General features: G+C 66.9%; 27 protein-coding genes. 9 read left to right on the forward strand and 18 right to left on the reverse strand.

Going from position 1 to position 26,945, the window contains the following annotated elements; all coding sequences use genetic code 11:
* Window positions 1–246 precede the first annotated feature (246 nt).
* Window positions 247–1,527: an ArgE/DapE family deacylase gene (locus tag ACILR9_RS30670; protein WP_395713781.1), complete on the forward strand. Its 1,281-nt coding sequence runs from the start codon at window positions 247–249 to the stop codon at window positions 1,525–1,527.
* An 83-nt stretch (window positions 1,528–1,610) separates the two neighbouring features.
* Here the strand turns inward: ACILR9_RS30670 and ACILR9_RS30675 are convergent, their stop codons facing one another.
* From ACILR9_RS30675 to ACILR9_RS30705, 7 genes are all read right to left on the reverse strand, one after another.
* Window positions 1,611–1,961, reverse strand: a complete 351-nt coding sequence (locus ACILR9_RS30675) for a HigA family addiction module antitoxin (RefSeq protein ID WP_395713782.1) — start codon at window positions 1,959–1,961, stop codon at window positions 1,611–1,613.
* Window positions 1,962–2,031: 70 nt separating this feature from the next.
* Window positions 2,032–2,895 (reverse strand): EamA family transporter, encoded by an 864-nt coding sequence (locus ACILR9_RS30680; protein ID WP_395713783.1) that lies wholly within the window; start codon window positions 2,893–2,895, stop codon window positions 2,032–2,034.
* 4 nt (window positions 2,896–2,899) lie between these two features.
* Window positions 2,900–3,517, reverse strand: coding sequence for a 3-isopropylmalate dehydratase small subunit (leuD, locus tag ACILR9_RS30685; RefSeq protein ID WP_395713784.1), 618 nt, complete (start codon window positions 3,515–3,517; stop codon window positions 2,900–2,902).
* 229 nt (window positions 3,518–3,746) lie between these two features.
* Window positions 3,747–5,141 (reverse strand): 3-isopropylmalate dehydratase large subunit, encoded by a 1,395-nt coding sequence (gene leuC / locus ACILR9_RS30690; RefSeq protein ID WP_395713785.1) that lies wholly within the window; start codon window positions 5,139–5,141, stop codon window positions 3,747–3,749.
* A gap of 25 nt (window positions 5,142–5,166) precedes the next feature.
* Window positions 5,167–6,384 (reverse strand): tetratricopeptide repeat protein, encoded by a 1,218-nt coding sequence (locus ACILR9_RS30695; RefSeq protein WP_395713786.1) that lies wholly within the window; start codon window positions 6,382–6,384, stop codon window positions 5,167–5,169.
* Between the two features lie 286 nt (window positions 6,385–6,670).
* A complete protein-coding gene (locus ACILR9_RS30700; protein ID WP_395713787.1) occupies window positions 6,671–6,847 on the reverse strand; it encodes a DUF1127 domain-containing protein in 177 nt (58 codons plus the stop codon).
* A 193-nt stretch (window positions 6,848–7,040) separates the two neighbouring features.
* Window positions 7,041–7,244, reverse strand: coding sequence for a DUF1127 domain-containing protein (locus tag ACILR9_RS30705; protein ID WP_395713788.1), 204 nt, complete (start codon window positions 7,242–7,244; stop codon window positions 7,041–7,043).
* Window positions 7,245–7,361: 117 nt separating this feature from the next.
* On the opposite strand from ACILR9_RS30705, the gene ACILR9_RS30710 reads away from it, so the two are divergent.
* The 6 genes from ACILR9_RS30710 (at window position 7,362) to ACILR9_RS30735 (ending at window position 13,734) form a co-directional block, all read left to right on the forward strand.
* Window positions 7,362–8,264, forward strand: coding sequence for a transcriptional regulator GcvA (locus tag ACILR9_RS30710; protein WP_395713789.1), 903 nt, complete (start codon window positions 7,362–7,364; stop codon window positions 8,262–8,264).
* A 308-nt stretch (window positions 8,265–8,572) separates the two neighbouring features.
* On the forward strand, window positions 8,573–9,631 hold the full coding sequence (locus tag ACILR9_RS30715) for an LLM class flavin-dependent oxidoreductase (RefSeq protein ID WP_395713790.1): 1,059 nt from the start codon (window positions 8,573–8,575) through the stop codon (window positions 9,629–9,631).
* A gap of 18 nt (window positions 9,632–9,649) precedes the next feature.
* Window positions 9,650–10,087 (forward strand): MarR family winged helix-turn-helix transcriptional regulator, encoded by a 438-nt coding sequence (locus ACILR9_RS30720; RefSeq protein WP_395713791.1) that lies wholly within the window; start codon window positions 9,650–9,652, stop codon window positions 10,085–10,087.
* A gap of 62 nt (window positions 10,088–10,149) precedes the next feature.
* A complete protein-coding gene (locus ACILR9_RS30725; protein ID WP_395713792.1) occupies window positions 10,150–10,773 on the forward strand; it encodes an MSMEG_1061 family FMN-dependent PPOX-type flavoprotein in 624 nt (207 codons plus the stop codon).
* An 8-nt stretch (window positions 10,774–10,781) separates the two neighbouring features.
* Window positions 10,782–11,897, forward strand: coding sequence for a 5-methyltetrahydropteroyltriglutamate--homocysteine S-methyltransferase (locus ACILR9_RS30730; RefSeq protein ID WP_395713793.1), 1,116 nt, complete (start codon window positions 10,782–10,784; stop codon window positions 11,895–11,897).
* Window positions 11,898–11,904: 7 nt separating this feature from the next.
* Window positions 11,905–13,734: an adenylate/guanylate cyclase domain-containing protein gene (locus ACILR9_RS30735; protein WP_395713794.1), complete on the forward strand. Its 1,830-nt coding sequence runs from the start codon at window positions 11,905–11,907 to the stop codon at window positions 13,732–13,734.
* A 125-nt stretch (window positions 13,735–13,859) separates the two neighbouring features.
* On the opposite strand, the gene ACILR9_RS30740 is transcribed toward ACILR9_RS30735, so the two are convergent.
* The 10 genes from ACILR9_RS30740 to ACILR9_RS30785 all read right to left on the reverse strand — a co-directional run bounded on the left by ACILR9_RS30740 (window position 13,860) and on the right by ACILR9_RS30785 (window position 23,966).
* Window positions 13,860–14,534, reverse strand: coding sequence for an aspartate/glutamate racemase family protein (locus tag ACILR9_RS30740; RefSeq protein WP_395713795.1), 675 nt, complete (start codon window positions 14,532–14,534; stop codon window positions 13,860–13,862).
* An 83-nt stretch (window positions 14,535–14,617) separates the two neighbouring features.
* The gene (locus ACILR9_RS30745) at window positions 14,618–15,610 is read right to left on the reverse strand and encodes a fatty acid desaturase (protein WP_395713835.1); all 993 of its coding nucleotides are present in this window, start codon (window positions 15,608–15,610) and stop codon (window positions 14,618–14,620) included.
* A gap of 172 nt (window positions 15,611–15,782) precedes the next feature.
* Window positions 15,783–16,553: an NYN domain-containing protein gene (locus ACILR9_RS30750; RefSeq protein WP_395713796.1), complete on the reverse strand. Its 771-nt coding sequence runs from the start codon at window positions 16,551–16,553 to the stop codon at window positions 15,783–15,785.
* A gap of 9 nt (window positions 16,554–16,562) precedes the next feature.
* Window positions 16,563–17,153, reverse strand: coding sequence for a transcriptional regulator (locus tag ACILR9_RS30755; RefSeq protein ID WP_395713797.1), 591 nt, complete (start codon window positions 17,151–17,153; stop codon window positions 16,563–16,565).
* A 174-nt stretch (window positions 17,154–17,327) separates the two neighbouring features.
* Window positions 17,328–18,224: an ABC transporter permease gene (locus tag ACILR9_RS30760; protein ID WP_395713798.1), complete on the reverse strand. Its 897-nt coding sequence runs from the start codon at window positions 18,222–18,224 to the stop codon at window positions 17,328–17,330.
* Window positions 18,221–19,261, reverse strand: coding sequence for an extracellular solute-binding protein (locus ACILR9_RS30765; RefSeq protein ID WP_395713799.1), 1,041 nt, complete (start codon window positions 19,259–19,261; stop codon window positions 18,221–18,223). Before ACILR9_RS30765 ends, ACILR9_RS30760 begins: the two co-directional genes overlap by 4 nt.
* A gap of 29 nt (window positions 19,262–19,290) precedes the next feature.
* The gene (locus ACILR9_RS30770; protein ID WP_395713800.1) at window positions 19,291–20,343 is read right to left on the reverse strand and encodes an ABC transporter ATP-binding protein; all 1,053 of its coding nucleotides are present in this window, start codon (window positions 20,341–20,343) and stop codon (window positions 19,291–19,293) included.
* A 1-nt stretch (window position 20,344) separates the two neighbouring features.
* The gene (locus ACILR9_RS30775; protein ID WP_395713801.1) at window positions 20,345–21,172 is read right to left on the reverse strand and encodes an ABC transporter permease; all 828 of its coding nucleotides are present in this window, start codon (window positions 21,170–21,172) and stop codon (window positions 20,345–20,347) included.
* Window positions 21,173–21,292: 120 nt separating this feature from the next.
* Window positions 21,293–22,522 (reverse strand): amidohydrolase family protein, encoded by a 1,230-nt coding sequence (locus ACILR9_RS30780; protein WP_395713802.1) that lies wholly within the window; start codon window positions 22,520–22,522, stop codon window positions 21,293–21,295.
* Between the two features lie 208 nt (window positions 22,523–22,730).
* Entirely contained in the window at window positions 22,731–23,966 is a 1,236-nt protein-coding gene (locus tag ACILR9_RS30785) for an amidohydrolase family protein (protein ID WP_395713803.1), read from the reverse strand.
* A gap of 200 nt (window positions 23,967–24,166) precedes the next feature.
* Here ACILR9_RS30785 and ACILR9_RS30790 point away from each other — a divergent pair, with 200 nt between their 5' ends.
* The gene (locus ACILR9_RS30790; protein ID WP_395713804.1) at window positions 24,167–24,688 is read left to right on the forward strand and encodes a hypothetical protein; all 522 of its coding nucleotides are present in this window, start codon (window positions 24,167–24,169) and stop codon (window positions 24,686–24,688) included.
* Window positions 24,689–24,697: 9 nt separating this feature from the next.
* Window positions 24,698–25,699: a 4-hydroxyproline epimerase gene (locus ACILR9_RS30795; protein WP_395713805.1), complete on the forward strand. Its 1,002-nt coding sequence runs from the start codon at window positions 24,698–24,700 to the stop codon at window positions 25,697–25,699.
* 36 nt (window positions 25,700–25,735) lie between these two features.
* Here ACILR9_RS30795 and ACILR9_RS30800 read toward each other — a convergent pair whose 3' ends face one another.
* Window positions 25,736–26,935, reverse strand: coding sequence for a CaiB/BaiF CoA transferase family protein (locus tag ACILR9_RS30800; protein ID WP_395713806.1), 1,200 nt, complete (start codon window positions 26,933–26,935; stop codon window positions 25,736–25,738).
* Window positions 26,936–26,945: the final 10 nt, after the last annotated feature.

Here is a 26,945-nt window from a genome sequence, read left to right on the forward strand (position 1 = left end):
TTCAGGCCTCCTCCCCAGCTTCCATCTCCATTCCTCCCCCGTCTTACGGGGGAGGTGCCCCCGGAGGGGGCGGAGGGGGAAGGCCTCAAACGAGATCCATGAGCTTTCGACGTCGGAAGTCAGAATCATCTCGAGTGGGGCTTTCCCCCTCCGCCCCGTATGACGGGGCACCTCCCCCGATTGCGGGGGAAGGATTCGAGATGTGTCCGTTTTGACCTGCCGTCTCGCATCCGCCAAAGTCGGGCCATGCTCGATTCATCGCTCACGACCAAGATCATGACCGAGGTCGATCGTCGCTTCGACGATCAGACCAAGGTGCTCGCCGACCTCGTCAAGATTCCGTCGACGCGTTTTCGCGAAGCGCCGGCGCAGGACATGATGGCGCGCCTGTTCAAGGAGGACGGGCTGGGAGTTGACCGCTGGCAGATCAAGATCGACGATCTCAAGCATTTGCCGGGCTACTCGCCGCATTCACAGGACTACGACGATGCGTGGAACGTGGTCGGTGCCTGGCGGCCGTCAAGCCCCAAGGGACGGTCGCTGATCCTGAATGGCCACATCGACGTCGTGCCCGAAGGTCCGCACGAGATGTGGACGCGCCCGCCCTTCGATCCGGTCGTGCGCGACGGCTGGCTGTACGGCCGTGGCTCGGGCGACATGAAGGCCGGCCTCATCCTCAACGTCTTTGCCCTGCGGGCCTTGCGTGCGCTCGGCTACCAGCCGGCCGCCGATGTCTATCAGCAGTCGGTGGTCGAGGAGGAATGCACCGGCAACGGCGCGCTGGCCTGCCTGCAGCGCGGCTACCGCGCCGACGCCGCGCTGATCCCCGAGCCGTCCTCCACGGTGCTGACGATCGCCCAGGTCGGTGTGATGTGGTTCCAGGTCAAGGTCACCGGCCATCCGGTGCACGTCTACAAGGCCGACGCCGGGTCGAACGCCATCGAATCGGCGTTCCGCCTGATCCAGGCGCTGCGCGAGCTGGAGAAGAAGTGGAACGAGAAGAAGGCGCACGACCCGCACTTCCACAGCCATCATCACCCGGTGAACTTCAATGTCGGCAAGATCGCCGGCGGCGACTGGGCGAGCTCGGTGCCGGCCTGGTGCACCTTCGACATGCGCGTCGGCGTGCTGCCGACGCAGACCCTCAAGGAAGCGCGCCAGGAGATCGAGGATCTGATCCGCAAGGCGGCCGCCAACGACCCCTTCCTCGGCAACAACCCGCCGACCGTGACCTGGGAAGGTTTCCAGGCGGAGCCGTTCGTGCTGAAGAACCACGAGCAGGTGCGCGGCGTGCTTGCCGAGGCGCACAAGACGGTGTTCGGCTATGATCTCCTGGACAAGACCTCGACCGGCACGGCCGACAACCGCTTCTTCGGCCTCTATGCCGGCATCCCGGCCCTGGTCTATGGCCCGCAATCCGACGACATCCACGGCTTCGACGAGAAGGTGAACCTCGAATCGGTCCGCAAGATCACCCAGGCGACGGCGCTATTCATCGCCGAGTGGTGCGGACTTCAGCAGGTGTAGCGTATTCGCCAAGGCTACAGCGAGATTGCCTTAAATGTACTCCTCAGGGTGAGGTCACTCTTTGGTGCTTCAGCCAGAGACGATCACGCTCTAGTGCTTTGGCGGCGCACGGGCTGCGGCGCCGAGTGACTGGACCCCTTCGGCCTGTCCAGCGTTCGGATGCGATCGAGCGCTTTTCCGAGATCACGCTTCGCGATCCGGATGTCGTAGTCGTTCTGCAGATTGAGCCAAAGCTGCGTCGTGGTGCCGAGTGCCTTGGCGAGGCGAAGCGCAGTGTCTGCGGTGACGCCAGTCTGTTCGCTGGCGATCCGCTCGAGTCGGGTGCGAGGCAAGCCGCAGATCTTGGCAAGGGCGCCAGCCGACATTTTCAGTGGGAGCAGGAACTCCTCCCGAAGAACCTCACCGGGATTCATGGGATCGAATTTCTTCACCATTGCTGTGCCTCATCTAAGGGTAGTCCACGATCTGCCGATCAACGCCTGGGTTGCATTTCAGGCCTGGGAGCTACCGCATCCGCCGCACCGAGGCGAAAAGGCCAAGAGCCACGCCGCCTAGCACGACCACGATGCCGGCCAGACGCAGCCCCTCGACCGGCTCGCCGACCAGCCAGGCAGCGAAGCCGAGCGCCACGCAGGGCACCAGCAGGGAGATCGGGCCGACCTTGGCGGCGGGATAGGTCCTGAGCAGCGTGCCCCAGATCAGGTAGCCCAGCCACATCACCGGCGCGACGGTGTAGAAGAGCACGAACCAGCCCTTCCAGGTCGGCGCCAGGATCGGGGTGAGCAACGTCGTTGGGCCGTCGATGATCAAGGCGACGGCGGCGAGCGGCAGGGTCGGCAGCAGGCTCGCCCAGGCGGTGACGGCGAACATCGACACGCCGCGGGCGGCGCGGAAGAACAGGTTGCCGGTCGCCCAGGTGAGCGCCGACATCAGCGCCAGCAGGATGGCGAGCAGGCTGGCGTCTCCTTCGACCGACCGGCCAATCAGCACGACGCCGACGGTGGCGATGGCCAAGCCCAGCCATTGGCCGGAGGTCGCATGCTCGCGCAGGAAGAGGGCGGCCAGCACGACGGTGAGCGGGCCCTGCAGCTGGACCAGCACCGACGTAAGACCCGGCGGCAGGCCGACCTGCATGGCGAAGAACAGGAAGACGAACTGACCGCCGAACAGGAAGGTGCCGATACCGGCCAGCATCGGCCACGACACCGCGGGCCTGGGGATGACCAGCACCGGCAGCGCCGCCAACACGAAGCGCCAGGTGGCGAAGGTGAAGGGCGTGAACTCGTCGAGGCCGAAGCGGATGACCGTGAAGTTGAGCCCCCACATCGCCACGATGAGGGCGGCGGCGAGCGCGTGGGCCGGTTTCAAGCGATCATAGCCATACCCAGGGCCGCGCCGTCTTGTCGGCGCCCTGCCAGGTTGCGATCGCGTCCTTGTGGGTCATCGTCTGGGCGATGTCGTCCAGCCCGTTCAGCAGCGCATGCTGGCGCCGTCCATCGACCTCGAAGGGAATCGTGCGGCCGGTCGGCGAGATGACCTGGCAGTTCTCGAGATCGACGGTGACCCGAGCATTGCCCGGCGAGGCGCGCGTCTCGTCGGCCAGGCGCTCGACTTCCTCGATCGGCAGCTTCACCGGCAGGATGCCGTTCTGGAAGCAGTTGTTGAAGAAGATGTCGCCGTAGGAGGGCGCGATCACGGCCTTCACGCCCATGCCGGCGAGCGCCCACACCGCCCCTTCGCGACTCGATCCGCAGCCGAAATTGTCGGCCGACAGGATGATCGGTGCGCCGCGATAGGGTGCCTGGTTGAAGACGCAGTCGGGATCCTCGCTGCCGTCGGCCTTGAAGCGGATCTGCTCGAAGCAGTAGGGACCCAGCCCTTCGCGGCCGGTGTTGCTGACGAGGCGTTCGATGCGGATGACCAGATCGGTATCGACGTTCTGGCGCATCAGCGGGGCGGCAACGCCGGTGACCTTGGTGAATTTGTCCATCTACTTACCTCCCGACCTCACCCCGAGGGTTGTGAATTGCCGCGATCGTCATTCTCCTCCCCAGCTTCGCTGGGGAGGTGTCGCCGTCTTACGGCGACGGAGGGGTCATGAATCACGTGAGAGGGGCCTATGACCCCTCCGTCCGCGATGACTCGGACACCTCCCCAGCGAAGCTGGGGAGGAGATGAGAAGACGCTCGCTTCGCTCGCTCCGCAGCATGAGGTTTCCGTCAAAGCTTGCGGACGTCGGTGATGGCGCCCTTGATCGCCGCGGCGGCGGCCATCGCCGGGCTGGCGAGATGGGTGCGCGCGCCGGGGCCCTGGCGGCCGACGAAGTTGCGGTTCGAGGTCGAGACGCTGCGCTGGCCCGGCGGCACGCGCTCGCCGTTCGAGGCGATGCACATCGAGCAGCCGGGCTCGCGCCATTCGAAGCCGGCCTCGGTGAAGATGCGGTCGAGGCCTTCGGCTTCGGCCTCGCGCTTGACCCGCTCCGAGCCGGGCACGATCCAGGCGTGGACGTGCGCCGCCGTGCGCCGGCCCTTGGCGATCGCTGCGGCGGCGCGCAGGTCCGAAATGCGGCTGTTGGTGCACGAGCCGATGAACACCCAGTCGACCTTGGTGCCCTCGATCGGCTTGCCGGGCTCGAGGCCCTGGTAGTGCAGTGCCGCCGTCCAGGCGGCGCGCTTGTCTTCCGGGCCGGAGGCGGGATCGGGGATCGGCCGGTCGACGGCGATCACGTGCTCGGGGCTGGTGCCCCAGGTGATCTGCGGCGCCACCCGGCTCATGTCGATCGTGTGGTCGCGGTCGAACTCGGCATCGGCGTCGGAGGGCAGGGTGCGCCAATGCGCCAGGGCGCGGTCCCACAGCGCGTCCTTGGGCGCGTAGTCGCGGCCGTGCAGGTAGGCGAAGGTGGTGTCGTCGGGCGCCACCATGCCGGTGCGCGCGCCCATCTCGATCGAGAGATTGCAGATCGTCAGTCGTCCCTCGACCGGCAGGCCGCGGATCGCCGAGCCGGCGTACTCGACCGCGTGACCGGTGCCGGCGGCGGTGCCGACCTCGCCGATCAGGTGCAGGATCATGTCCTTGGCCGTGACGCCCTCCGGGATCACGCCCTCGAAGCTCACGCGGAAACGCCTGGGCTTGCGCTGCACCATGGTCTGCGTGGCGAGCGCATGGACCAGCTCGGACGAGCCGACGCCGAAGGCCAGCGCGCCCATGCCGCCGTGGGTGCAGGTGTGGCTGTCGCCGCAGATCAGCGTCGTGCCGGGCAGCGTGAGCCCGAGCTCCGGCCCGATGACATGGACGATGCCGTTGCCGTCCTGGCCGATGTCGAACAGCCGGATGCCGTGTTGCTTGGTGCTGGTGCGCATGCCGCGGATCAGCGGCTCGCCGGGCGGAAAGGTCTTCTCGGTGCGGCCCGGCGCCGTCGAGATGGCATGGTCGGGCGTGCCGTAGATCAGCCACGGCTGGGCGGGCGCATAGCCCTTCTCGGTCGCCTCCTGCAGCGCGCGGGCGCCCGACAGGTCGTGCAGCAGCAGCCGGTCGATGTGCAGCAGGACAAAGCCGTTGCCGAGATCGGCGATGACGTGGCTGTCCCAGATCTTGTCGAACAGGGTCTTGGCCATGATGCTCCTCCGCGTGCGGCGGATATCAGCATCTCGCCAGCCGCGCCGCCAGCGCTTCGCTGTCCTTCTCGTCGATCACTTCCAGGGTGCGATACCAGGGCGAGGCGCCGTCGTGCGGGCCCAAAAGCCAGTCGGGCTGCTTGCCGCGCAGGAGCACCGTGGGAATGCCGAGACGGGCGGCGAGGTGGATCGGCGGCGAATCCTCGCCGACGACCAGGCGGCAGCGCGCGATCGCTGCCGCGTCGCGCTCGATCTCGAGCCCTTCGGGAGGGTCGCTGCGCGTGAACCAGCCAATGCGTGACGACGGCTCGGCGCTCACCTCGAGGGGGCCGGGCGAGGGCAGGTCTTCGAGCGTCCAGCCGAGCAGGTAGGGCAGGCTGCGCAGCGGCGCGGCTGCGACGAAGCCATCAAGCGACTCGCCACGCCGCGCCGTCGGTGCGGCGAGCCACGGCTCGAGGCTCGCCGGACACTGAACGACTGCATCGACGCCGCGCGCCAGCATCAGGACGTCGCGCCGCGCGGTGTCGCTGTCGATGTCGGCCTGTTCGGGATAGAGCAGAAGGCGGCCGGCGAGCGGCTCGCCCTGCCAGCGCGGCAGGGCGGGCGCGTAGCGGTCACCGGCGATCTCGAGGCGCGCCTCGTGGTCGCCGAGTCCGCGCAGCCAGTCGCCCTGGCGCAGCAGCAGCTCGCCGCGTCGCAGCCGCAACTGCGGGTCGTTGGGTCGGCTCACCAAGGCAGTCTCGAGGTCCGACAGGGCGCCGATCCAGTCGCCGCGCGCGGCCAGCAGCCGGGCACGGGCCGACAGCGAGGGCAGCAGGCGGTGATCAACCGCCAGGGCGTCGCTGTAGGCCTGTTCGGCTTCCGCCGCGCGCCCGAGCGCTTCGAGTGCGCGCCCCTTGTTGTAGGCGACGGCGGCATCGTCGGGCTTGAGCCGGCTGGCGCGGTCGAGCGCGGTCAGGGCTTGCGCGTGCTCGCCCAGGACCATGAGGCAGCCGGCGAGATTGACGTGGGCGGCGGCTTCCCGGGGCAGGAACTTGGCTGCCCGTTCGAGCGGCTCGCGCGCCTCGGCGAAGCGGCCAAGCTTGAGGCGCGCCTGTCCGAGGATGTGCAAGGCCTGCCCCGAGTTGGGTCGCGCCTCGGCAACCTGCGCCAGGAGCGGCTCCGCGCCGGCGAAGTCGCCGGCGGCAGCGCGCTGCACGGCATCGCGCGTCAGCGTCTGGATCTGGAGGTCGGTGAGCGCCACGAGCGGCCTCTAGCAGAGGCGGCGGCAAAGCAAAAGCGACGGGTCATGCTTGGATGCGGGAGAGCCAGCGACCTCTTCGACGCCTGTGCCGTCGACTACGGGGTGAAAAGAGGAAAGGTCCCTCGCGGCGCTCGGGATGACAGTATTGTTATCCGCGACAACAACAGTGTCATCCTGAGCGCGGCGAGGGACCTTTCTTTCACGGACGCCGCAGGGTCGCCGTGCCTGCCGATGAAGCCGCACTTTCCGAGCATGAAGGTCTTCGCCCCCGACACCAGCGGTCCATTCATTTGCGCCAGAACGGCTTTTCCGCCTCGAAGCGCAATTGGCTGCGGGCGAGCCCGAGATCACGGATCGTGCAACCCTGCAGGGCCGCGATCTCGGCGCGACTGCGGGCGCGGCAGCGCCATTCGGCGAGTAGAGCGCGCAGGACGGACGCGGAAAGACAGAAGCGCCGGACCATGGCGCCATCTCAGTCAAGTGACGCCGACTGCTCTATCCGCGGGCCGACACCAGTTGGCCCATTGGGCTTGGTTGACGGCAGGCAGAGAAAAAGGCCGGCGGTCGACAGGGAGGCTGAGGGTCGACCGCCGGCCAGGATCCGGAGGGGGATAGGCCCGGCAGGGTAGGAAACGGGCCTGCTCCGGAAGCGGGAACTAGCTGCGCCAGAATGGCTTGCTGGCCTCGAACTGGATTTCTCCGGTGCTCAACCCCAGATCGCGGATCGTGCGGGCATCGAGGTAGGCCAACTCGCGGCGCTCGTGGGCGCGCCGGCGCCAGGTGGCCAGGATCCGGCCGAGGACCTCGAAAGTGCCGGCCAGGGGCGCCTGAGAGCGATAGTGGAGTGACACGTCGGCCATGGAACTCTCCTTGAAAACGGTACGTGTTCGCTGGCCTGTAAGTGTGCGCCGGCAGGGTTCTTTACAAATGACCCTTTGTCCTGTTTTGATAAATTTCCCTCATGCGTCTGGAGAGCCATGAAGCGTACCCTGCCACCGCTCAACGGCCTGCGTGCCTTCGAGGCGGCCGCCCGTCATATGAGCTTCACAGATGCTGCCGACGAGCTCAGCGTCACGCAGGCAGCGATCAGCCACCAGGTGCGCGGGCTCGAGCAACGGCTCGGATTAAAATTGTTCGTGCGGCGCAATCGCTCCCTGCTGCTCTCCGAGGCGGGCCAAGCCTACCTGCCTTCGGTGCGCGCCGCCTTCGACCAGCTCAACGAGGCGACCGAGAAGCTGCTGCAGAAGGATCGCGGCGGCCACCTCACGGTGACCACCACGGCGTCGTTCGCCATGAAATGGCTGGTGCCGCGTCTCGGCGGATTTCAACGCTCCAACCCGGAGATCGACGTCCGGGTCAGCACCTCGACCGATCTGGTCGATTTCGCGCGCGAGGATGTCGATATCGGCATCCGCTACGGCAGGGGCCACTGGCCGTCGCTCGGCGCCGAGCGGCTGCTCACCGAGGATGTCATGCCGGTCTGTGCGCCGTCGCTGCTCAAGGGAGCGAACGGCCTGAAGAAGCCGGCCGACCTCAAGAACTTCACGCTGCTGCACATCGGCAACTTCCCGGACGACTGGCAGATCTGGCTGACCGCGGCCGGCGTCAAGGGCATCGACGCCTCGCGCGGCGTGTCGTTCGATTTCTCCCTGGCCGCCTACCAGGCGGCGATGGACGGGCTCGGCGTGGCGCTGGGCCGGCACAAGCTGGTCGCGCCCGACCTCGAGGCGGGCCGCCTGGTCGTGCCGTTCGACTTCAAGATGTCGACCGAGCTTGCCTACTATGTCGTCTACCCGCCCGAGGCGATCCGCCGGCGCAAGATCAAGGCGTTCCGCGACTGGGTCATGTCGCTCGCCGAAGTCGCGCCCCGGCAGGCGTAGGGCGGCAACTCATGGCTGGGAGCGCGCCACTTAAGGCGGAGTAATCTCCGCCGACGTGGCGCTCTTTTCATTCTCCTCCCCAGCTTCGCTGGGGGAGGTGCCCCCGTAATCGGGGGGCGGAGGGGTCATGGGCCCCAGTCCCGCTGCTCATGACCCCTCCGTCGCCGAGACGGCGACACCTCCCCAGCGAAGCTGGGGAGGAGAATGAGAGAGGCGACGACGGCCGTTCATTTACCTGTATTTGCAAATAACTCATTTGCGTTTGCAAATAATGGGAGCATGATGAGCGTCAACCGGAGGAGGCGCTCATGAAATTCGGTTACTTCACGCTGAGCGACAATCGCTATCCGAACAATCCGCGTACCGCCGAGGCGTTCCTGCAGGACATCTATGCCGAGGCGTTGTGGGCCGAGAAGGTCGGCCTGAACTCGGCCTGGATCGGCGAGCATCATTTCAATCTTCTGGGCGTGAACGCCTCGCCGCTTGCCATGCTGGCGCAGCTCGCCGGTGCCACAACGACGCTGCGCCTGGCGCCGGCGGTGACGCTCCTGCCGGTCCATCATCCGCTGCACGTCGCCGAGGAATGGGCGACGCTCGATTTGCTGTCCGGCGGGCGGGTCGATTTCGCCGCCGGGCGCGGCTACGACCGCAAGGAGTACGAGCCGTTCGGCGCGCCGTTCGCGGAGTCGGCCGAGCTGTTCGCCGAGGGGCTGGAAATCCTGTGGCGCGCCTGGACCGAGACCGGCAAGTGGTCGCACAAGGGCCGCTTCTACCAGTTCGAGGACGTGGAGATCCGGCCCAAGCCGGCGCAGAAGCCGTTGCGGCCCTACGTCGCCTGCTTCTCGCGGCCGTCGATGGAGCTTGCGGCGAAGAACGACTGGAACGTGATCTACGCGCCGTTCGCCGCCGCCATGGTCTACGGCTCGCTGGCCGACGCGGTGCGCGTCTATCGCGAGACCTGCGAGACGGGCTTCAAGCGGCCGATGCGGCGCGCCATGTGCTCGTACTTCGTGCACATCGCCGCGACGCCGGCCGAGGAGCAGTACGGCAAGGAAGCGCTGGTGCGCTACTTCCAGGATGCGCTGATCGCGGCCTTTCCCTCGTCGTCGGGCGAGAAGGTGCCGCCGACCTACAAGTACTTCGTCGACATCGTGAACATCCTGCGCGACATGCGGCCGGAGAAGCTCACCGACAAGTCGATCCTGTGCGGCAGCGTCCAGCACATCGTCGACACGCTGAAGCAGGTCGAGAAAGCCGGCATCGCCGAGGTCATCCTCTATTTCAACTACGGCCAGATCCCGCATGCCATGGTGAAGGAGCAGATGGAGCTCTTCATGCGCGAGGTCGCGCCGCACTTCGCCTCCTGACGATCGGGCGATCCGACGATGGGGCGGCTCGACTCCTATCTGCCCTACCTGCTGAACCGCGCCGGCAACCGCATCGCCACGGCGTTCGGCGAGGAGGTCCGGCCGCTCGGCGCCACCCTGCAGATGTGGCGCGTGCTCGCCGCGCTGCGCGAGCGCGACGGGCGGCGCATGGGCGACCTCTCGGCGACGACCTCGATCGAGGTCTCCACCCTGACGCGGCTGGTCGACACGATGGAGACCAAGGGCCTGGTTGCCCGGCGGCGCGCCGCGGACGACGCGCGGGCGATCGTGCTGCAGGTCACGCCGGCCGGGCGGCGGCTGACCCAGCGGATCGTGCCGATCGCCGAGCGCTACGAGCAGGTAGCTTTGGCGGGCTTCAGTCCCGCCGAAGCCGAGCGGCTGAAGGCGGCGCTGCGCCGGCTCTACAGCAACATGGATAAGTTGCAGGGAGATTGAATCGGCCGGCGCGGCGGGCGATGGTGGGGACCGAACCCGTTGCCAACGAAGGAACCACGCCCATGGCCCGCCTCGCCTCGCTGGACGACCTGCGCCGCGTCCTGCCCGAGCCGCGTCCGACGACCCGCGCCAAGATCCTCGATGCGCTCGACGAGCAGTCGATCGAGTTCCTCGGGCGCTGCCCGTTCGCGCTGGTCGGCACGACGGCGCCCGACGGCACCATCGAGGTCTCGCCCAAGGGCGACGATCCCGGCTTCATCCGCGTCGAGGATCCGCGCACGCTCCTGATCCCCGAGCGCGCCGGCAACAACCTGGCGTTCGGCCTCAGCAACATCCTGGCGACCGGCAAGATTGGCATCATCGCCCTGGTGCCGGCCACCGGCGAGACCCTGCGCGTGTCGGGCACCGCCGAGATCTTCGACGATCCCGACTTGGTGAAGTCGCTGAGCGCCCTCGGCAAGCCGGCGCTGCTGGCGACGCGGGTCCACATCAAGCACTGCTACTTCCACTGCGCCCGCTCGATCGTGCGCGCCAAGCTGTGGGATCCCAAGGCGTGGCCGGCGCCCGGCCGAGTCTCGTTCGGCAAGATCATCGCGCCCCGCATCGGCGCTGGCGACGAGCTGGCCGCCCAGATCGATGCCGGCGTGCAGGGCGCTTACACGACCCGCCTGTGGTCCAACAGCTAGGCGTGCCCATGGCCAGCCCCGAGGCCAAACCGCCGTTTCGCGCCGAGATCGTCGGCAGCCTGCTGCGCCCGCGCATCCTGAAGGAGACAGCGGCCGAGATCGCGCTGGGCAAGATCGATGCCTCTGCTCATCAGAAGGTGTTGGAGCAGGAGATCGCCCGCGTCGTCAGTCAACAGGAAGCGCTGGGCTTCAAGGTGGCGAGCGACGGCGAGTTCGCCCGCACGTCGTGGTTCGGCTTCTTCTTCGAAGGCCTCGACGGCTTCCGGCTTGGACCATCGCTGTTCCGCTTCCGCAACCCGGCGGGAGCAGACTTCGAATGGCCGACCTGTGTGGCGTCGGGCACCATTCGCCGCCGCAGCCCGATCGCGCTGGCCGAGTATGTCCGGCTTGCCAAGGCGACCCGTACGGCGCTGCCCAAGGCCACCTTGCCGACCCCGAGCGCCTTCCACTTCTTCCGCTTCACGCAGGCCTTCGAGCCCTCGGTCTACACGCAGGAGCGCTACTTCGACGATCTCGTCGCCGTGTACAAGAGCGAGATCGCCGAGCTGGCGGAAGCGGGTTGCCGCTACCTGCAGCTCGACGAGGTGCCGCTCGCCATGCTGTGCGATCCGCTGGTGCGCGAGCAGGCTGAGGCCCATGGCGGTGATCCCGACGCGCTGCTCGACCTCTATATCGCGGTGATGCGCCGTATCCTCGAGAATCGGCCGGCCGGGCTTACCGTCGGCCTGCATCTCTGCCGCGGCAATTTCCGTGGCCGCTGGATGGCGGCGGGCGGCTACGAGCCGGTGGCGGCGCGCTTGTTCAACGATATTCCGGTCGACGCGTTCTTCCTCGAGTACGACAGCGAGCGGGCCGGCGATTTCGCGCCGCTGCGCCACGTGCCGAAGGAGCGGCGCGTCGTGCTCGGACTGGTGTCGACCAAGACGCCCGCCCTGGAAAGCCGGGATACGCTCAGCCGGCGTATCGACGAGGCGGCTCGTTTCGTCGATCCAGACCGTCTGGCGCTGTCGACCCAATGCGGCTTCGCCAGCGTCGCCGGCGGCAACCTGATCGACGAGAAGGCGCAATGGGCGAAGCTCGAGCGCGTCGCCGAGACGGCCCGCGCGGTATGGGGCACGACGTAGCTTCGCGATGAAGCGCAAGGTCGGGCTGTTCCTGCTGGCGGTGATGGTGGCTGTCAGCCTGGGCGCCACGATCGTGGCCTCGCTCGCCATGTACCGGCTGATGTCGCAGGACCAGGCGGCCGATTTTCACAGCATCGAGGCCAGTCTAAGCGAGCGCTTTGCCCTGTTCGAGACCATGCTGCGCACCGAGCACCAGCGGATCGTGGCGCACATGGACAAGGTGTTGCCCGAGATTGCCGCGGAGCTCGATGCGAGCGGTCGCACGCCGGCCGAACTGTCGACCGCCGAGCTCGACGCGCTGGCGCGGAAGTACGGTGTCCAGCACCTCTACTTCATCGGGCGCGATTACAAGGTGTTCCAGACCAATCTCGCGCACGACAAGGGCCTCGAGTTTCCCCGCGGCAGCTTCAGGGGATTCCTCGATTCGGTATTCGGCGCCGGCAAGGTGATGAACGACGACATCGACCTGTCGCAGGTCAGCGGAACGCTCAGGACCTACAGCTATTTCGGCCCCGAGGGCCGGGACTACATCGTCGAAGCCTCGACCGACATCCGCACCAACCTGGCGCAAGGCCCCTATGGCTGGCTCAGCAAGTACTTCTTCGAGGATCTGTTCGACGACGCCGTGGATTCCAATCCCTACGTCAAGTCCGTCGACATCTACCTGCAGAACGACACCGCGACCTGGTCGCTGATCAATCCCGGCAAGCAGCTCGATCCGGCGCTGGCCGAGCGCGTGATCCGCGACGGTCGGGAGACCATTCCAGCCAACAATGCCCGCCTCGTGACGATCTACAGCAGCGAGAAGAGACAGGCTTCGACCAGCCACCTGATGTCGTCGAAATACGTCATTCGCCAGATCACCTACGACACCGGGCTGGCGCGCCAGGCCGTCACCCACGTCTTCCTGAGCTCGATGCTGGTGCTCGCCCTGATGCTGCCGGTCGTCTACTGGATCGCCTCGCGCCTGCTGCAGCGGCAGCTCCTCGATCCGCTGTTCACGCTGCGCGGCGAGGCCGGCGCCATCGCCCGGGGCAATCTCGATCAGGCGATCGCCAACACCGGCCGGCGCGACGAGATCGGCCAGCTGGCGACCAGCTTCGCCTCGATGCGCGACTCCGTGCGGCGCACCATCGTCGATCTGCGCCGGACGAATCTCGCGATCGAACGGTTCGTGCCGCAGGCGTTCCTGTCGATCCTCGGCAAGCCGTCGATCGTCGAGGTCGCGTTGGGCGACAACAAGCACCAGAACATGACGGTCCTGTTCTCGGACATGCGCGACTTCACGACCCTGTCGGAAGCCATGACGCCGGGCCAGAACTTCACCTTCATCAATGCCTATCTCGAGCGGATGGGCCCGGTCATCCGCAAGCACCGGGGCTTCATCGACAAGTATATCGGCGATGCGATCATGGGCCTGTTCTTCACCGCCGATGACGCGCTCAGCGCCGGCCTCGACATGCTCGCGGTGCTCGAGACATTCAACGGCGAGCGGCGGGCTGCCGGCCTCGAGCCGATCGCCATCGGCATCGGCCTCAACAGCGGCTCGCTGATGATCGGCACGATCGGCGAGAAGAACCGCATGGACGGCACCGTGATCTCTGATACGGTCAATCTGGCCTCCCGCGTCGAAAGCCTGACCAAGGACTACGGCGTCGGCCTGCTGATCTCGCAATTCACCCGCGACGAGCTCGCCGATCCCACGGCCTACGACATCCGCCCGATCGGCAGCGTGCCGGTCAAGGGCCGGATCCAGCCGGTGACGCTCTTCGAGGTGGTGCGGGGAACCAAAGAGATGAGTCGATCGCTTCGCTCGAACGACACGACCACACCCTGACAAGAGCCGCACGGCGCTTTTTCTGTCATCCTGAGCGTAGCGAAGGATCTCATCGCCGTTTGCCATAGGTGTGCTCGGCACTTCTGGCGATGAGATCCTTCGCTGCGCTCAGGATGACAAGATGTCTACACCGCTGCCGATGTCCGGTAGATCGCGTTGACGTGGATGTCGGCGCAATCGACCAGCGGGAAGCCGGGGTCGATTCCCTCGAACGCCAGGAACAGGTCGGTGCCGCCCAGCATGATGGCCTCGGCGCCGCGCTCGCGGCAGAGCCTGCGGCCCTGCTCGAGGAAGATCTGGCGCTGCCCGTCATTGACCCGGCCGGCGGTCGCCATGGTGACGTAGGCGGTGTGGACCTGATCGAGCGCGTCGCCTTCGGGCAGCACGACCTCGATCGACGCGAGGCTGCCGTAGAGCCCGCTCTCCATCACGGTGCGCGTGCCCATGATGCCGATCCGCTTTAGCCCGCGTCGCTTGATCTCGGCGCCGACCTCGGGAATGGCGTTCAAAACGGGAAGCGGCGAGATCGGAATCAGCTCGTTGACGCAGAAATGGCCGCCCATCGAGGTGATGGCCGCGGCGCCGGCGCCGGCCGCCTTCATGCGCCCGACCAGGCGGGCGAAGATCTCGGCCTGCCTGGCTGGCGTGCGGTCGTTGAGGTTGCGCGACATCTCGCGCACGTCGGCATGGCAGATGGTGACCTCGAGCGGAATGCCGGAGGCGACGTGGCGGTCGATCAGGCCGCGATAGTAGAAGTCGGTGGCGGCGGGTCCGATGCCACCGATCAGTCCTATGTGCATGACGCCGACTGTGGCGCGTCAGCGCCACGAGTGCAATCTGCGGCGCGTCAGCGCCACGACGGCAATCGTCGTCGGCTTGTCCGTCAGCCTGCCGCCCGGGCCTCGCGGAACGAGATGAGGCGGCCTTGCCTTTCGTCCCACAGTGCGAGGCGCACGCAGCGAAAGCTCTCGAGCAGGGTCAATCGGCCGACATTGCGCAGCTCAGGATGCTCGCGCAGCACACGCGACAGCCGGTAGAACGGGATACGGCTGCACAGATGGTGGACATGGTGCACGCCGATATCGGCGGTGAACCAGCGCAGGAAGGCCGGCAGGTCGTAGTGCGAGCTGCCGTACAAGGCCGCGTCCTGCACGCTCCAGGACTCGTCGTTTGCCCAGGTCGTGTGCTCGAACTGATGCTGGACGTAGAACATCCAGACCCCGACCGAGGCCGCGAGCAGGACGATCGGCAGATGGACGAGCAGGAACGGCTTGATGCCGACGAGCCAGATCAGCAGGGCGGCGGCCGCCACGATCGCCAGATTGGTCGCCATGGTGCTGGCCCATGGCCGCCAGCCTCGCCGCATCGATCCGACCGGCAGGCGATGCTGCAGGATGAACAGGTAGGCCGGGCCGAGCCCGAACATCACCAGCGGATGGCGGTACAGCCGGTAGCGCAGGCGGCCCCAGATCGAGCGCGCGCGATATTCGTTCACCGTGAGCGTGTCGACGTCGCCGCGGCCGCGCCGGTCGAGGTTGCCGGCGGTGGCATGATGCATCGCATGCAACTGGCGCCACACGCCGTAGGGCGTAAAGGTCAGCACGCCAGCGATCCGGCCGATCCAGTCGTTTGCGAGCCGATGCCGGAAGAAGGAGCCGTGGCCGCAATCATGCTGAATGGCGAACAACCGGACCAGGAAGGCGCCGGCCGCCAGGGCGAGCGGCAGGGCCAGCCAGTACCCGACATCGAGGGTCGCCCATGCCAGCACCCAGAGGGCGGTCAGCGGAATGATCGTGAGGGCGATCTCGAGGATGCCCCGGGCAGTGCTGGGCTGCCGGTAACGCGCGAGGATCTGGGTCCAGGCAGTGGCCTCCATCGGGGCCGCCGTCTGGATCGCGCGGTCTTCATTGCCTCTCAATCGGGAACCTTCCTGCCCACAGCCCACGACGTGGGCTGCGTCGGGTGATTGGTCTTAGGCGGTGGCGGCGATGGCGGCAACGAGACGAATCGTCCGGGCGCCGGGCGCAATGAGGCAGCCGGTGGCTGTCTCAAGGCGGGCTTGGACGACGCGGGATCGGCCTGGTCCTGGAGGCGGCGACCGGCTTGACCCGGATTCGCATGGCCCGGTCCTTCGGCTGATCGATCTCGAAGGCACCGGTCTTGCGGACGAGGTCGCTCAGCTTGCGAAAACCGTAGGTGCGCGGATCGAAATCGGAGGCGATGTTTGAAAGCCGCTGCCCGACCACGCCGAGGCCGACCCAGCCGTCCTCGGCATCCATCTCCGCAATCGCCTTGGTCAGGAGGGGAATGGCGGCGCTCACCGGCTGGCGCGCCCTGACCGAGCCGCCTTCCTCGGGCGTCGCCGGGATTACTTCCGGCAACAGGTTCTCGGTGTAGATGAAGCGTCGGCAGGCTTGGCGGAAGCTCTCGGGCGTCTTCTGGGTGCCGAAGCCATAGACGTCGGCACCCTCCTCGCGGAGCCGGGACGCCAGGCGGGTGAAGTCGCTGTCGGAGGAGACCAGGCAGAAGCCGTCGAACCGGCGGCTGTGCAGCAGGTCCATGGCGTCGATCACCAGCGCGATGTCGGAGGCATTCTTGCCCGTCGTGTAGGCGAACTGCTGGTAGGGATCGATGGCGTAGCGCTGCAGGATGTCGGCCCACGACTTCATGCGCGGGCTGGAAAAATCGCCGTAGATGCGCCTGACGCTGGCTTCGCCGAACTTGGCGATCTCCTCGAACAGACCGCCGGCGATGCGGGGTGACGTGTTGTCGGCATCGACCAGGACGGCAAAGCGGCGCGGGCGAAGGTCATCGGCCATGGCGATAGACTAGGCTGAAGTGCCCTCTTTCGAGAGACCAAATTTTCTCGGCCTGCAATGCTTCGCGAGGCTTGGGCGGTCGGTCAGCGCAAGGCCTCCGCTGCAGCCTGATCTTCCAGCCGCAATCGACGCCTTGTCGGGCAACGTCGGCGGCGCTTCCTCCATCGGCGCCGCCGCCAGCAGCAGGCGATAGCGTGTCTCGATGACCCGCGGATGGCGCGGATCGTCGCCCAGCGCGCGCCGCAGCTCCTGCACGCACGAGGTGAGCGCATCGTCGCCCACCGCCTTGCCGTCCCACAGGCGGTCGATCAGCTCCTGCTTGGTCACCACCTCGGCCGAGCGCTCCGCCAGGGCAGCCAGCAGCGCCGACGCGCGCGGGGTGGGCCTGATCTCCTCGTCGCCTCGCCAGAGTTGCCGCGCGCCGCCGTCGAACCGGTACTCGCCAAAGGCCACGCGGAGCGCCGCCGCAACTTCCGCGGAAGTTCGCCGGTGTTCCGCCATGACTTGCTTCTCCCTGGTGCCGAAACTGTCGCACCGCTCCTGCCCGGTTTCAACCCGACCCCGGAGCGGATCGGAGGATCGCATGACGCGCAGAAGCATGATCGGCGAACCTGCTGGAGCTCTAGCCTTTCGTTCTCCTCCCCAGCTTCGCTGGGGAGGTGTCCGCGTCTTCGCGGACGGAGGGGTCATGGGCAACAGGTCTGGGGCTCATGACCCCTCTGTCGCCGTAAGACGGCGACACCTCCCCAGCGAAGCTGGGGAGGAATGGGACGCTCACGCCCGGCTTCTGCGCTGCAGGATCAGGTTGGCGGCCAGCGTCAGGGCAAGCGTTACGGCCATCAGGACGAAGGCGATGGCGCCGCCGAACGGCCAGTTGGTCTGCTGGGTGAACTGGTTGTAGACCAGCGGCGCCATCATCTTGAACAGCGGGCCGCCCAGCAGGAACGGGGTGGCGTAGGCGTTCATCGCCAGGATGAAGGTCAGGATGGTGCCGGCCAGGATGCCGGGCATGGCGAGCGGCCACAGCACGCGGCGGAACATGATGGCGGGCGGGGCGCCCAGGCTGAACGCCGCCTCCTCGACGGCGCGGTCGATGCCTTCGATCACGCTCTGCAGCGACAGCACCATGAAGGGCAGGTTGACGGCGATGATGCCGATGATCACCGCGTTCTCGGTGAACATGATCTCGAGCGGCTTGTCGATCAGGCCAATGCCCATCAGGGTCGCGTTGACGAAGCCCTTGTTGCCGAACACGACCATCCAGCCGGCCGCACGCACCGAGTTGCCGACGAACAGCGGCAGGACGATCAGGATGATCAGCAGGTGCTTCCAGCGGCTCTGGGTGCGCGCCACGACATAGGCGAGCGGAAAGCCCAGCACCAGGCAGACCAGGGTGACCAGGACGGCGATCTTGACCGTCGTCAGCAGGATCGACGTGTAATAGGGGTCGGTGAAGAACTTGACGTAGTTGGCGATGGTCAGCGCCTCGACCATCAGCTTCTTGGCCGGGACGAACTCGTTCAGGCTGTAGCGGAACAGGATGGCGAGCGGCGCGAACAGGCTGATGGCGACGAAGATCGTCGCCGGCGTCAAGAGCGCCGTCGCAGTCCAGCCGTAGCCCCGTCGCCGGACGGCGACGGGCGGACCATGGGCAATCGCGGTGTCGGTCATCCCTTGAACGACTTGTCCCACCATTCCTTGAAGGCGGAGTCGTTCTTGGCCATGTAGCCGTAGTCGAGATCGACCAGGCGCTTCTGCTCCTCCTCGGTGAAGCCGATGCGCTCGCGCAGGTCGGGTGCCACCTTGGCGTTGGTGACCGTCGGGTTGTAGCCCATGTCGATGGCGAAGCCTTCCTGGGCCGACGGCGCCATCATGGCATCGAGGTAGGCATAGGCGCCCGCCTTGTTGGGCGCGTTCTTCGGCATGACGAAGCCGGAGATGTACATCGGCACGCCTTCCTTGGGCGCCACCGTCGAGACGTTGATGCCGGCGTTCTGCCATTGCACGGCGCGCGCCTTCCACATGATTCCGCAGGCGATCTCCTCGGTCTTGAGTGCCTGGGCGAATGCCTCGTTGGACGGATAGATGCGTGCGCCCGCCTTCTTGCAGGCGACCAGCAACTCCTTGCCGGGCTCGAAATTGCTCACCGAGCCACCCGCCGCCATGCCGGCGGCGAGCATGGTGTATTGATATTGGATGTCGATGATGCCGAGCTTGGCGCCGTTCTTGGGATTGAGCGTGTCGGCGAAGCTGGCCGGCGCCTGCATGAGCTTGGGATTGTAGAGGATCACCTTGCCCGAATAGATATGGCCGATGCCATACGGATACTTCATCGCCGGGATGAGGTTCGCGGCGTTGGGCATCTTGGAGTAGTCGAGCTGCTCGAGCGTGCCCTGCTCGTTCATCTCGTACATGTTGGCGGCCGACACGCCCTGCAGGTCCGAGGTCCCGCGGCGCAGCGACTTCTCGGCCAGCACCTTGGCGCGACGCGGCGGATCGTTGGCTTCGTCCTTGACCACGTCCCAGCCCTTGGGTGCGAGCAGGGGAGTTTCGATGTTCTTGGCCAGCAGGCGCGAATAGTCGCCGCCCCAGGTGCCGATGACGATGCGCTTGTTGTCCTGCGCCAGCGCGGGGAATGCCGCGCCGGCGGCCAGGGCTGCGCCGCCGCCCAACAGGCTGCGACGATGGATGGTGTAACGGTTGGACATAAAGGCCTCCTGCATTCTTTCTTGCTCGTCTACTCGTTGAAGACTTGGCCGGCCGAAGCGGGCCACCCCACATGAACAGGCCGGCCGACGTCCGGCGCGAACCCGCCCTCCCGATTGGCGATCTGCACGATCAGCCGGTCGCTGGGCGACAGGCGGACATGGATGTCGATCTGCGCGCCGAGATACGACACGAATTCCACCGTACCCGGCAGGCTGTTGTCGAGCCCGCTGTTGGCCGCCGCGACGATCTCGACCCGCTCCGGCCGGATGGCGAGCACGCCGCGGCCGGCCGTCCCGCCGGTGCAGGCCAGCGACAGGCCGCCGTCGCTGCGGAAGCGGCCGGGCGCCTCGACCGTCCCTTCGAGGAAGGTGCTGCGACCGACGAAACCCGCGACGAAGCGATCGGCGGGTCGCTCGTAGAGGTCGCGCTGACTGCCGACCTGGCACACCGAGCCCTCGTTCATCACCACCAGCCGGTCGGCCATGGTGAGCGCCTCTTCCTGGTCGTGGGTCACCATCACGGTGGTGAGGCCGAGCTTGCGTTGCAGCTCGCGGATCTCGACCCGCACCTCCTGGCGCAGCTTGGCGTCGAGGTTGCTGAGCGGCTCGTCGAGCAGCAGCACATCCGGCCGAATGGCGAGCGCGCGGGCGAGCGCGACGCGCTGCTGCTGGCCGCCCGAGAGCTGGCGCGGCAGGCGGCCGCCGAAGCCGCCCAGCCGGACGAGGGCCAGCGTCTCCTCGACCCGCCGCTCGATGTCGGCGCGCGGCAGCTTGCGCATCTCCAGGCCGAAGGCGACGTTCTGCGCCACGGTGAGGTGCGGGAACAGGGCATAGCTCTGGAACACCATGCCGGCATTGCGCTTCCAAGGTGGCAACAGCGTGACGTCCTGGCCGGCCAGGCGGACGCGGCCCGACGTCGGCTCGATGAAGCCCGCCACCATGCGCAAGGTCGTGGTCTTGCCGCAGCCCGACGGGCCCAGCAGGACCAAGAACTCACCGTCGGCGACGGCGAGCGAGACGTCGCGGACGGCGTGGAAATCGCCGTAGCGTTTGACCAGCTGGTCGATGTCGAGGCGGGCCATCTCACACCACCCGGGCGAGCTTGACGTAGCGGTCGGTGATCAGCATCACCGCGGCGATCAGCACGATCTGTACCACCGACACCGCGGCGATGGTCGGATCGATTTTCCATTCGAGATATTGGAGAATCACGATCGGCAGCGTGGTGCGGCCCGGACCGACCAGGAACAGGCTCATCTCGAGATTGCCGAACGAGGTCACGAAGCCGAATAGCGCGCCGGCGACGATGCCAGGGCGGATCGCCGGCAGGGTGATGCGCCAGAACGTCACCCAGGCGTTGGCGCCGAGGTTCTGCGCCGCTTCCTCGGTGCTGCGATCGACCCCGGCCAGGCTCGCCGTGACCAGCCGCACCACCCAGGGGATGACGATCACGGTGTGGCCGGCAACCAGGGCGTAGAAGGTGCCGAGCACGTCGACGTCGAGCCCGTTCTCGAGCACGACATGGAAGACGTACATGGCGGTGCCCAGCACCACGCCGGGCACGATCAGCGGCATCAGCAGCAGGCTGGCGAGCGGGACGCGGAAGGCGAACTGGAAGCGCACCACGCAGAGCGCCGCCGGAACGCCCAGCGCCAGCCCGATCAGGGTCGCCAGCACGCCGACCTCGAAGGACAGGCGAAAGCCGTCGACGAACTTGCGCTGGTCGAGGATGGCGGCGAACCATTTCAGGCTGTAGCCCTCCGGCGGGAAGGACGGGATCTCCTGCCGGAAGAAGGCCAGCCAGACGACGAAGATCATCGGCACGAGGATGTAGAGCAGAGCCAGCGACGCCGCGCCATTCAACGCCCAGCGCAGCGCCCGCCGGCGGATGATCGCGAGGGTGTCAGCCATTGACGAAACCTCTTGTCATCCTGAGCGCAGTGAAGGATCTCATCGCCAGGAGTTCCGACGCACACTTGTGGCGGACGGCGATGAGATCCTTCGCTGCGCTCAGGATGACAGAACAGGACATCACAGCACGTTCTTGTAGAAGCGGCCGCCCTTCATGATGGCGGAGAGGTGTGGGCCGCCATCCTTGAACAGGCCGAGATCCTTCAGCGGGTCGCCGTCGACCACCAGCAGGTCGGCGAAGGCGTCGGGTGCGATGACACCGAGCTTGCCTTCCTGGCACACCACCTCGGCGCCGATCAGGGTGGCCGAGCGGATCACCTCGATCGCCGGCATGACGCGCCCGCGAATCTGGAACTCGACAGTCTGCTCGTCCTCGAGCGCGCCCAGCAGGTCCGAGCCATAGGCCATGCGCACGCCGGCCTTGCGGCAGAGCTCGAGCTCCCTGAAGCCGAACTTCAGCACCTCGTCGTTCTTGTCCAGCATCTCCTGCGGCATGCCGAGTTCCTTGGCGCGCCGCTTCATGGCGTCGTAGGCGATCAGGTTGGGCACCATGTAGACGCCCTTCTGCGCCATCAGCCTGGCAGTCGGCGCGTCGACCAGGTTGCCGTGCTCGATGGTGCGCACGCCGCAGCGCACGGCGCGGGTGATCGCTTCCGGCGTATAGGCGTGGGTCAGCACGTAGCGGCCGAAAGCGTGTGCCTCCTCGACTGCTGCGGTGATCTCCTCCACGGTGAACTGCAGCGATTCCAGCGGATCGTACGGCGAGGCGACGCCGCCCGAGACCATCAGCTTCACCTGGTCGGCTCCCTGGCGCATCTGCTCGCGCGCGGCCTTGCGCACGGCATCAGGGCCGTCGGCGATGCAGCGGATGAACACCATGCCGTTGCAGCACAGGCAGGTCGGCCCGACATCGGTGCGCCGGTTGCGATCGTTGTGTCCGCCGGTCGGGCCGATCGAGCGGCACGAGATGAACAGGCGCGGCCCCGGGATCAGGCCCGATTCGACAGCCGCCTTGGTGCCCCAGTCGGCGCCGCCGGCGTCGCGCACCGTGGTGAAGCCGCGATCGAGCATGCGCTTCAGCCGGCCGGCCGAGCGCGCCATCATCAGGGTGAGCGGCACCGCTTCCAGGCGGTTGACGTAGACCTCGCTGTGATGCGTGTGCACGTGACAGTCGATCAGACCGGGCATCAGCGTGCGTCCGCCGCAATCGATGACGCTGGCGCGGGCCGCCTTGATCGGCCTGGACGACACTTCCTTGATGACGTCGCCTTCGACCAGCACCTCGTAGCCGCCACGCGCTTCCTTCCAGCGTGGATCGAGCAGGCGAAGATTCTTGAACCGGAAGGACATTCAGGGGGCTCCGATCTCACGTTCCTCCCCAGCTTCGCTGGGGAGGTGCCCCGTCATACGGGGCGGAGGGGTCATGAGCCCCAGTCCCGCTGCTCATGACCCCTCCGTCGGCATCGGCTTTTGGCCGCAAAGCGGCCAAACGCCTTTAGACGCCGACACCTCCCCAGCGGAGCTGGGGAGGAGGTCTTGAAACGTGCTCACCACGCCCTCACGTCAGCGCATTCTTGTGGAACTTGCCGGCCTTCATGATCGCCGGCAGGTGGGCGCCCTGGTCGAGGAAGAGCTCGAGTTTCTTCAGCGGATTGCCGTCGACCACGATCAGGTCCGCATAGGCGCCGGGCGCGACGATGCCGAGCTTGCCTTCCTGGCGCAGGATCTCGGCGCCGACGATGGTGGCCTGGCGGATGATCTCGATCGGTTTCAGGACCTTGGCGCGATGGATGAACTCGAGGCTCTGGTCGACCTGCAACGCGCCCAGGAGGTCGCTGCCGTAGCCCACCTTCACCCCGGCGGCCTTGCAGATCTCGAGCGAGCGCAGCGCACCTTCGATCACGATGTCGTTCTTGTCGAGCATGTCCCGGGTCATGCCGAACTGAGCGGCCCGCTCCTTCATTGAGAAGTAGGCCACCAGGTTGGCGATCATGTAGCCGCCCTTGGCCTTCAGGAGCTTGGCCGACCGGGCATCGATCAGGTTGCCGTGCTCGATGGTGCGCACCCCGTTGTTGACGGCGCGGGTGATCGCTTCCGGCGTGTAGGCATGCGCCAGCACGTAGCGGCCGAAATTCTTCGCCTCGTCGGTTGCCGCCGCGATCTCGGCCTCGGAGAATTGTAGCGAATCAAGCGGGTCGTAGGGCGACGCGACGCCGCCCGAGCACATGATCTTCACCTGGTCGGCGCCCTGGCGCATCTGCTCGCGCACCAGCTTGCGCACCTCGTCGGCGCCATCGGCGATCGCCATGCAATAGACCATGGCGTTGCAGCAGCCGCACGGCGCGCCCTGGTCGGTGCGACGGCGCGAATCGCTGTGGCCGCCGGTCGGTCCGATGGCGCGGCCGGAGATGAACAGGCGCGGTCCCGGGATCAAGCCCGACTCGACGGCGGTCTTGATGCCCCAGTCGGCGCCGCCGGTGTCTCGCACCGTGGTGAAGCCGCGGTCGATCATGCCCTTCATCAGGTCGGCGGCGCGCGCCGTCAGCAGGGTGAGCGGCACGTTCTCGAGGTTGCGGATGTTGACCTCGACCAGGAAGACGTGGACGTGGCAGTCGATCAGGCCAGGCATCAGGGTGCGCTTGCCGCAATCGATGACCTGCGCCTGGGGCGCCTTGATCGGCTTGGCCGACACTTCCTTGATGAGATCGCCCTCGACCAGCACCTCGTAGCCGCCGCGCGCCTCGCTCCAGCGCGGGTCCAGAAGGTTCAAGTTCCTGAAAAGAAACTGCGGCATCAAGGCTCCCCCAACACGGTGCCGGCACCCTACGACGCCCGGCGCTTTGACGCTACAGTCGGTGGATGGTCGGAGCACCCATGGCGCGAGTGCCCAGCGTTGGAACGCCCGGAGTCGGATCGCCCAGCGTCGAATCGCCTCGTGTCGGCGCGGAAGCGGACGACGCGCACGCAGCGGCCGCAACGCAGAGCCGGTCGCACATGCGACGAGTCGTCGTCATCGGCACCACCGGCTCGGGCAAGAGCACGCTGGCGGAGCGCCTGGCGGCGCAGACCGGGCTGCGCGTCATCGAGCTCGACGCCCTCTACTGGGGGCGCGACTGGCAGGGCGTTCCGGTCGATCTGTTCCGTCACCGGGTCGAGCGCGAGACCCGCGACGGCGGCTGGATCGTGGTCGGCAATTACGGCCAGGTGCGCGACCTGGTCTGGCCGGCGGCCGATACGCTGCTATGGCTCGACTTGCCGCTGTCCCTTGTGATGTGGCGGCTGGTGCACCGAACCTTCCGCCGCGCCACGACCAGGGAGGAGCTCTGGGGCACCGGCAACCGGGAATCCTTCGTGAACGCCTTCTTCAGCCGTCAATCGATCCTGCTGTGGGCACTCAAGACCCATCGTCGCAACCGCGAGAGGTACAGCAAGGAGTGTGCCGCCTTGGCGGAGACGATGCAGGTCGTGCGGCTGTCATCGCCCAGCGAGGTTGAGCGCTTCCTCGCCGCGCGTTAAGCAGGCCCCATGTCGGTCCACGCCTTTTCCTGCTTCGACGGCCATACCTGCGGCAATCCGGTGCGGCTGGTGAGCGGCGGCGCGCCGCTGCTCAAGGGCGCCAGCATGAGCGACCGCCGCCTCGATTTCCTCGCCAACCATGACTGGATCCGAAAGGCGCTGATGTTCGAGCCGCGTGGCCACGACGTGATGTCGGGCTCGATCCTCTATCCGCCGACCCGCGCCGATTGCGACGTCGCCATCCTGTTCATCGAGGTGAGCGGCTGCCTGCCGATGTGCGGGCACGGCACGATCGGCACCGTCACCATGGCGGTCGAGAACGGGCTGGTGTCGCCGGCCACGCCGGGCGAGCTGGCAATCGACGCGCCGGCCGGCCGCGTCGTTGCGCGCTACGTGCAGGATGGCCGCTTCGTCGACAGCGTGCGCATCACCAACGTTGCCTCCTACCTGGCGGCGAGCGAGGTCGCGATCGACCTGCCGGGCGTCGGCGAGCTGGTGCTCGACATCGCCTATGGCGGCAATTTCTACGGCATCCTCGAGCCGCAAAAGAATTTTGCCGGGCTCGAGGCGATGTCGGCCGGCGACGTGCTACGCCTGTCGCCGATCGTGCGCCGGCTGCTCAACGAGAAGATCCAGCCGGTGCATCCGGAGAACCCGACCATCCGCGGCGTCAGCCACGTCATGTGGACCGGCAAGCCGCGCGACAAGCGCGCCCACGCGCGCAACGCCGTGTTCTACGGCGACAAGGCGATCGACCGGTCTCCCTGCGGCACAGGCACCTCGGCGCGCATGGCCCAGCTTGCGGCGCACGGCAAGCTCGCCGTCGACGAGGAGTTCGTGCACGAAAGCATCATCGGCTCATTGTTCGACGGCCGCGTCGAAGGCAAGGCCCGCGTCGGCAACCACGACGCCATCGTTCCCTCGATCGCCGGCTGGGCCCGCCAGCATGGCATCAACACGATCTTCGTCGACGACCGCGACCCCTTCGCGCACGGGTTCCAGGTGGCGTAGCTCAATCCTTCCCAACGAAGTTGGGGAGGAGAGAGTCTACTCCGCCGCTTTCGCCATCACCGCCGGTGCGCGCACGCCGCCGCGGGAGAAGATCGCGTCGATCTCGGCGGCGCCGTAGCCCAGCTCGCGCAGGATGTCGGGGCCGTGCTCGCCGATGTGCGGGGCGTGCTGCTGCGGCGGGTGGGTCGAGGCCGGCGGCAGGCCGGGGATGTTGGCGACCGGCATGCGGCCGAAGCCGTCCTGCTCGATCCAGTCGAGCGAGCCCGACTCCGTGACGTGGGGATGGTCGAGATAGTCCTGGTAGTTGTTGACGCGCTCGCAGAACACGTCGTTGGGCTGCAAGAGCGCGATCCATTCCTCGGTGGTCTTGCCCGGCATGGTCTCGTTCAGCGCCTTGATGATCTTGGGCGCGTTCTTGATGCGGCTCTCATGGGTCTGCAGATCAGGGTCGTCGGCAATGTCCTGGCGGCCGATCAGCTCGAACAGGGTGCGGAAATGGTGCGGCCGCATGGCGCTCACCATCATGTAGCCGTTGGCCGTCTTGTAGCTGCCGGCCGGCATGTAGAGCGGCGGCGGCGTGCCCTTGGAGAACACGTACTCCATCAGCTTGGCGCCCTGGTAGGCGGCGGCCGCGCGCATCAGGCTCGAATCGATGTAGCTGCCTTCGCCGAAGCGCAGCTGGCGCATCAGCGCCGGCGCGATCGCCTGGAAGGTGTAGAGGCCGGTGGTGACGTCAACCGCGATCATGCCCTGGCGCCACGGCGTGCCGTCGGGCAGGCGGTTCATCACCATCATGCCGCTGAACGCCTGGATCAGCCCGTCGACGGTCGGCCGCTTGCTGTAGGGACCGGTCTGGCCGAAGCCCGAGACCGAGCAGTAGATGACCTTGGGATTGACCTTCCTGATGTCGTCGTAGCCGAAGCCCAGGCGGGAGATCACGCCGGGCCGGAAGCTTTCCATCACCACATGGGCCTTGGCGGCGATCTTCTTCACCACGGCGATGCCATCGGGCGACTTGAGGTCGAGCGCGATCGAGCGCTTGCCGCGATTGAACGCAACCGAATGGGCGCAGTGGTCGCCCTTCAGCTCGCCCAGCAGGCGGCCCCAGTCGCCTTCCGGCGGCTCGATCTTGATGACGTCGGCGCCGTGCAGAGCCAGCAGCATCGAGGCGTGCGGCCCGGCAACGCCTTGCGTGAAGTCGAGAACGGTGATTCCGTCGTACGCGCCCCTGGTCATCATCTCCCCT

It is taken from the genome of Reyranella sp. (assembly GCF_044224635.1).
Classification (GTDB): domain Bacteria; phylum Pseudomonadota; class Alphaproteobacteria; order Reyranellales; family Reyranellaceae; genus Reyranella.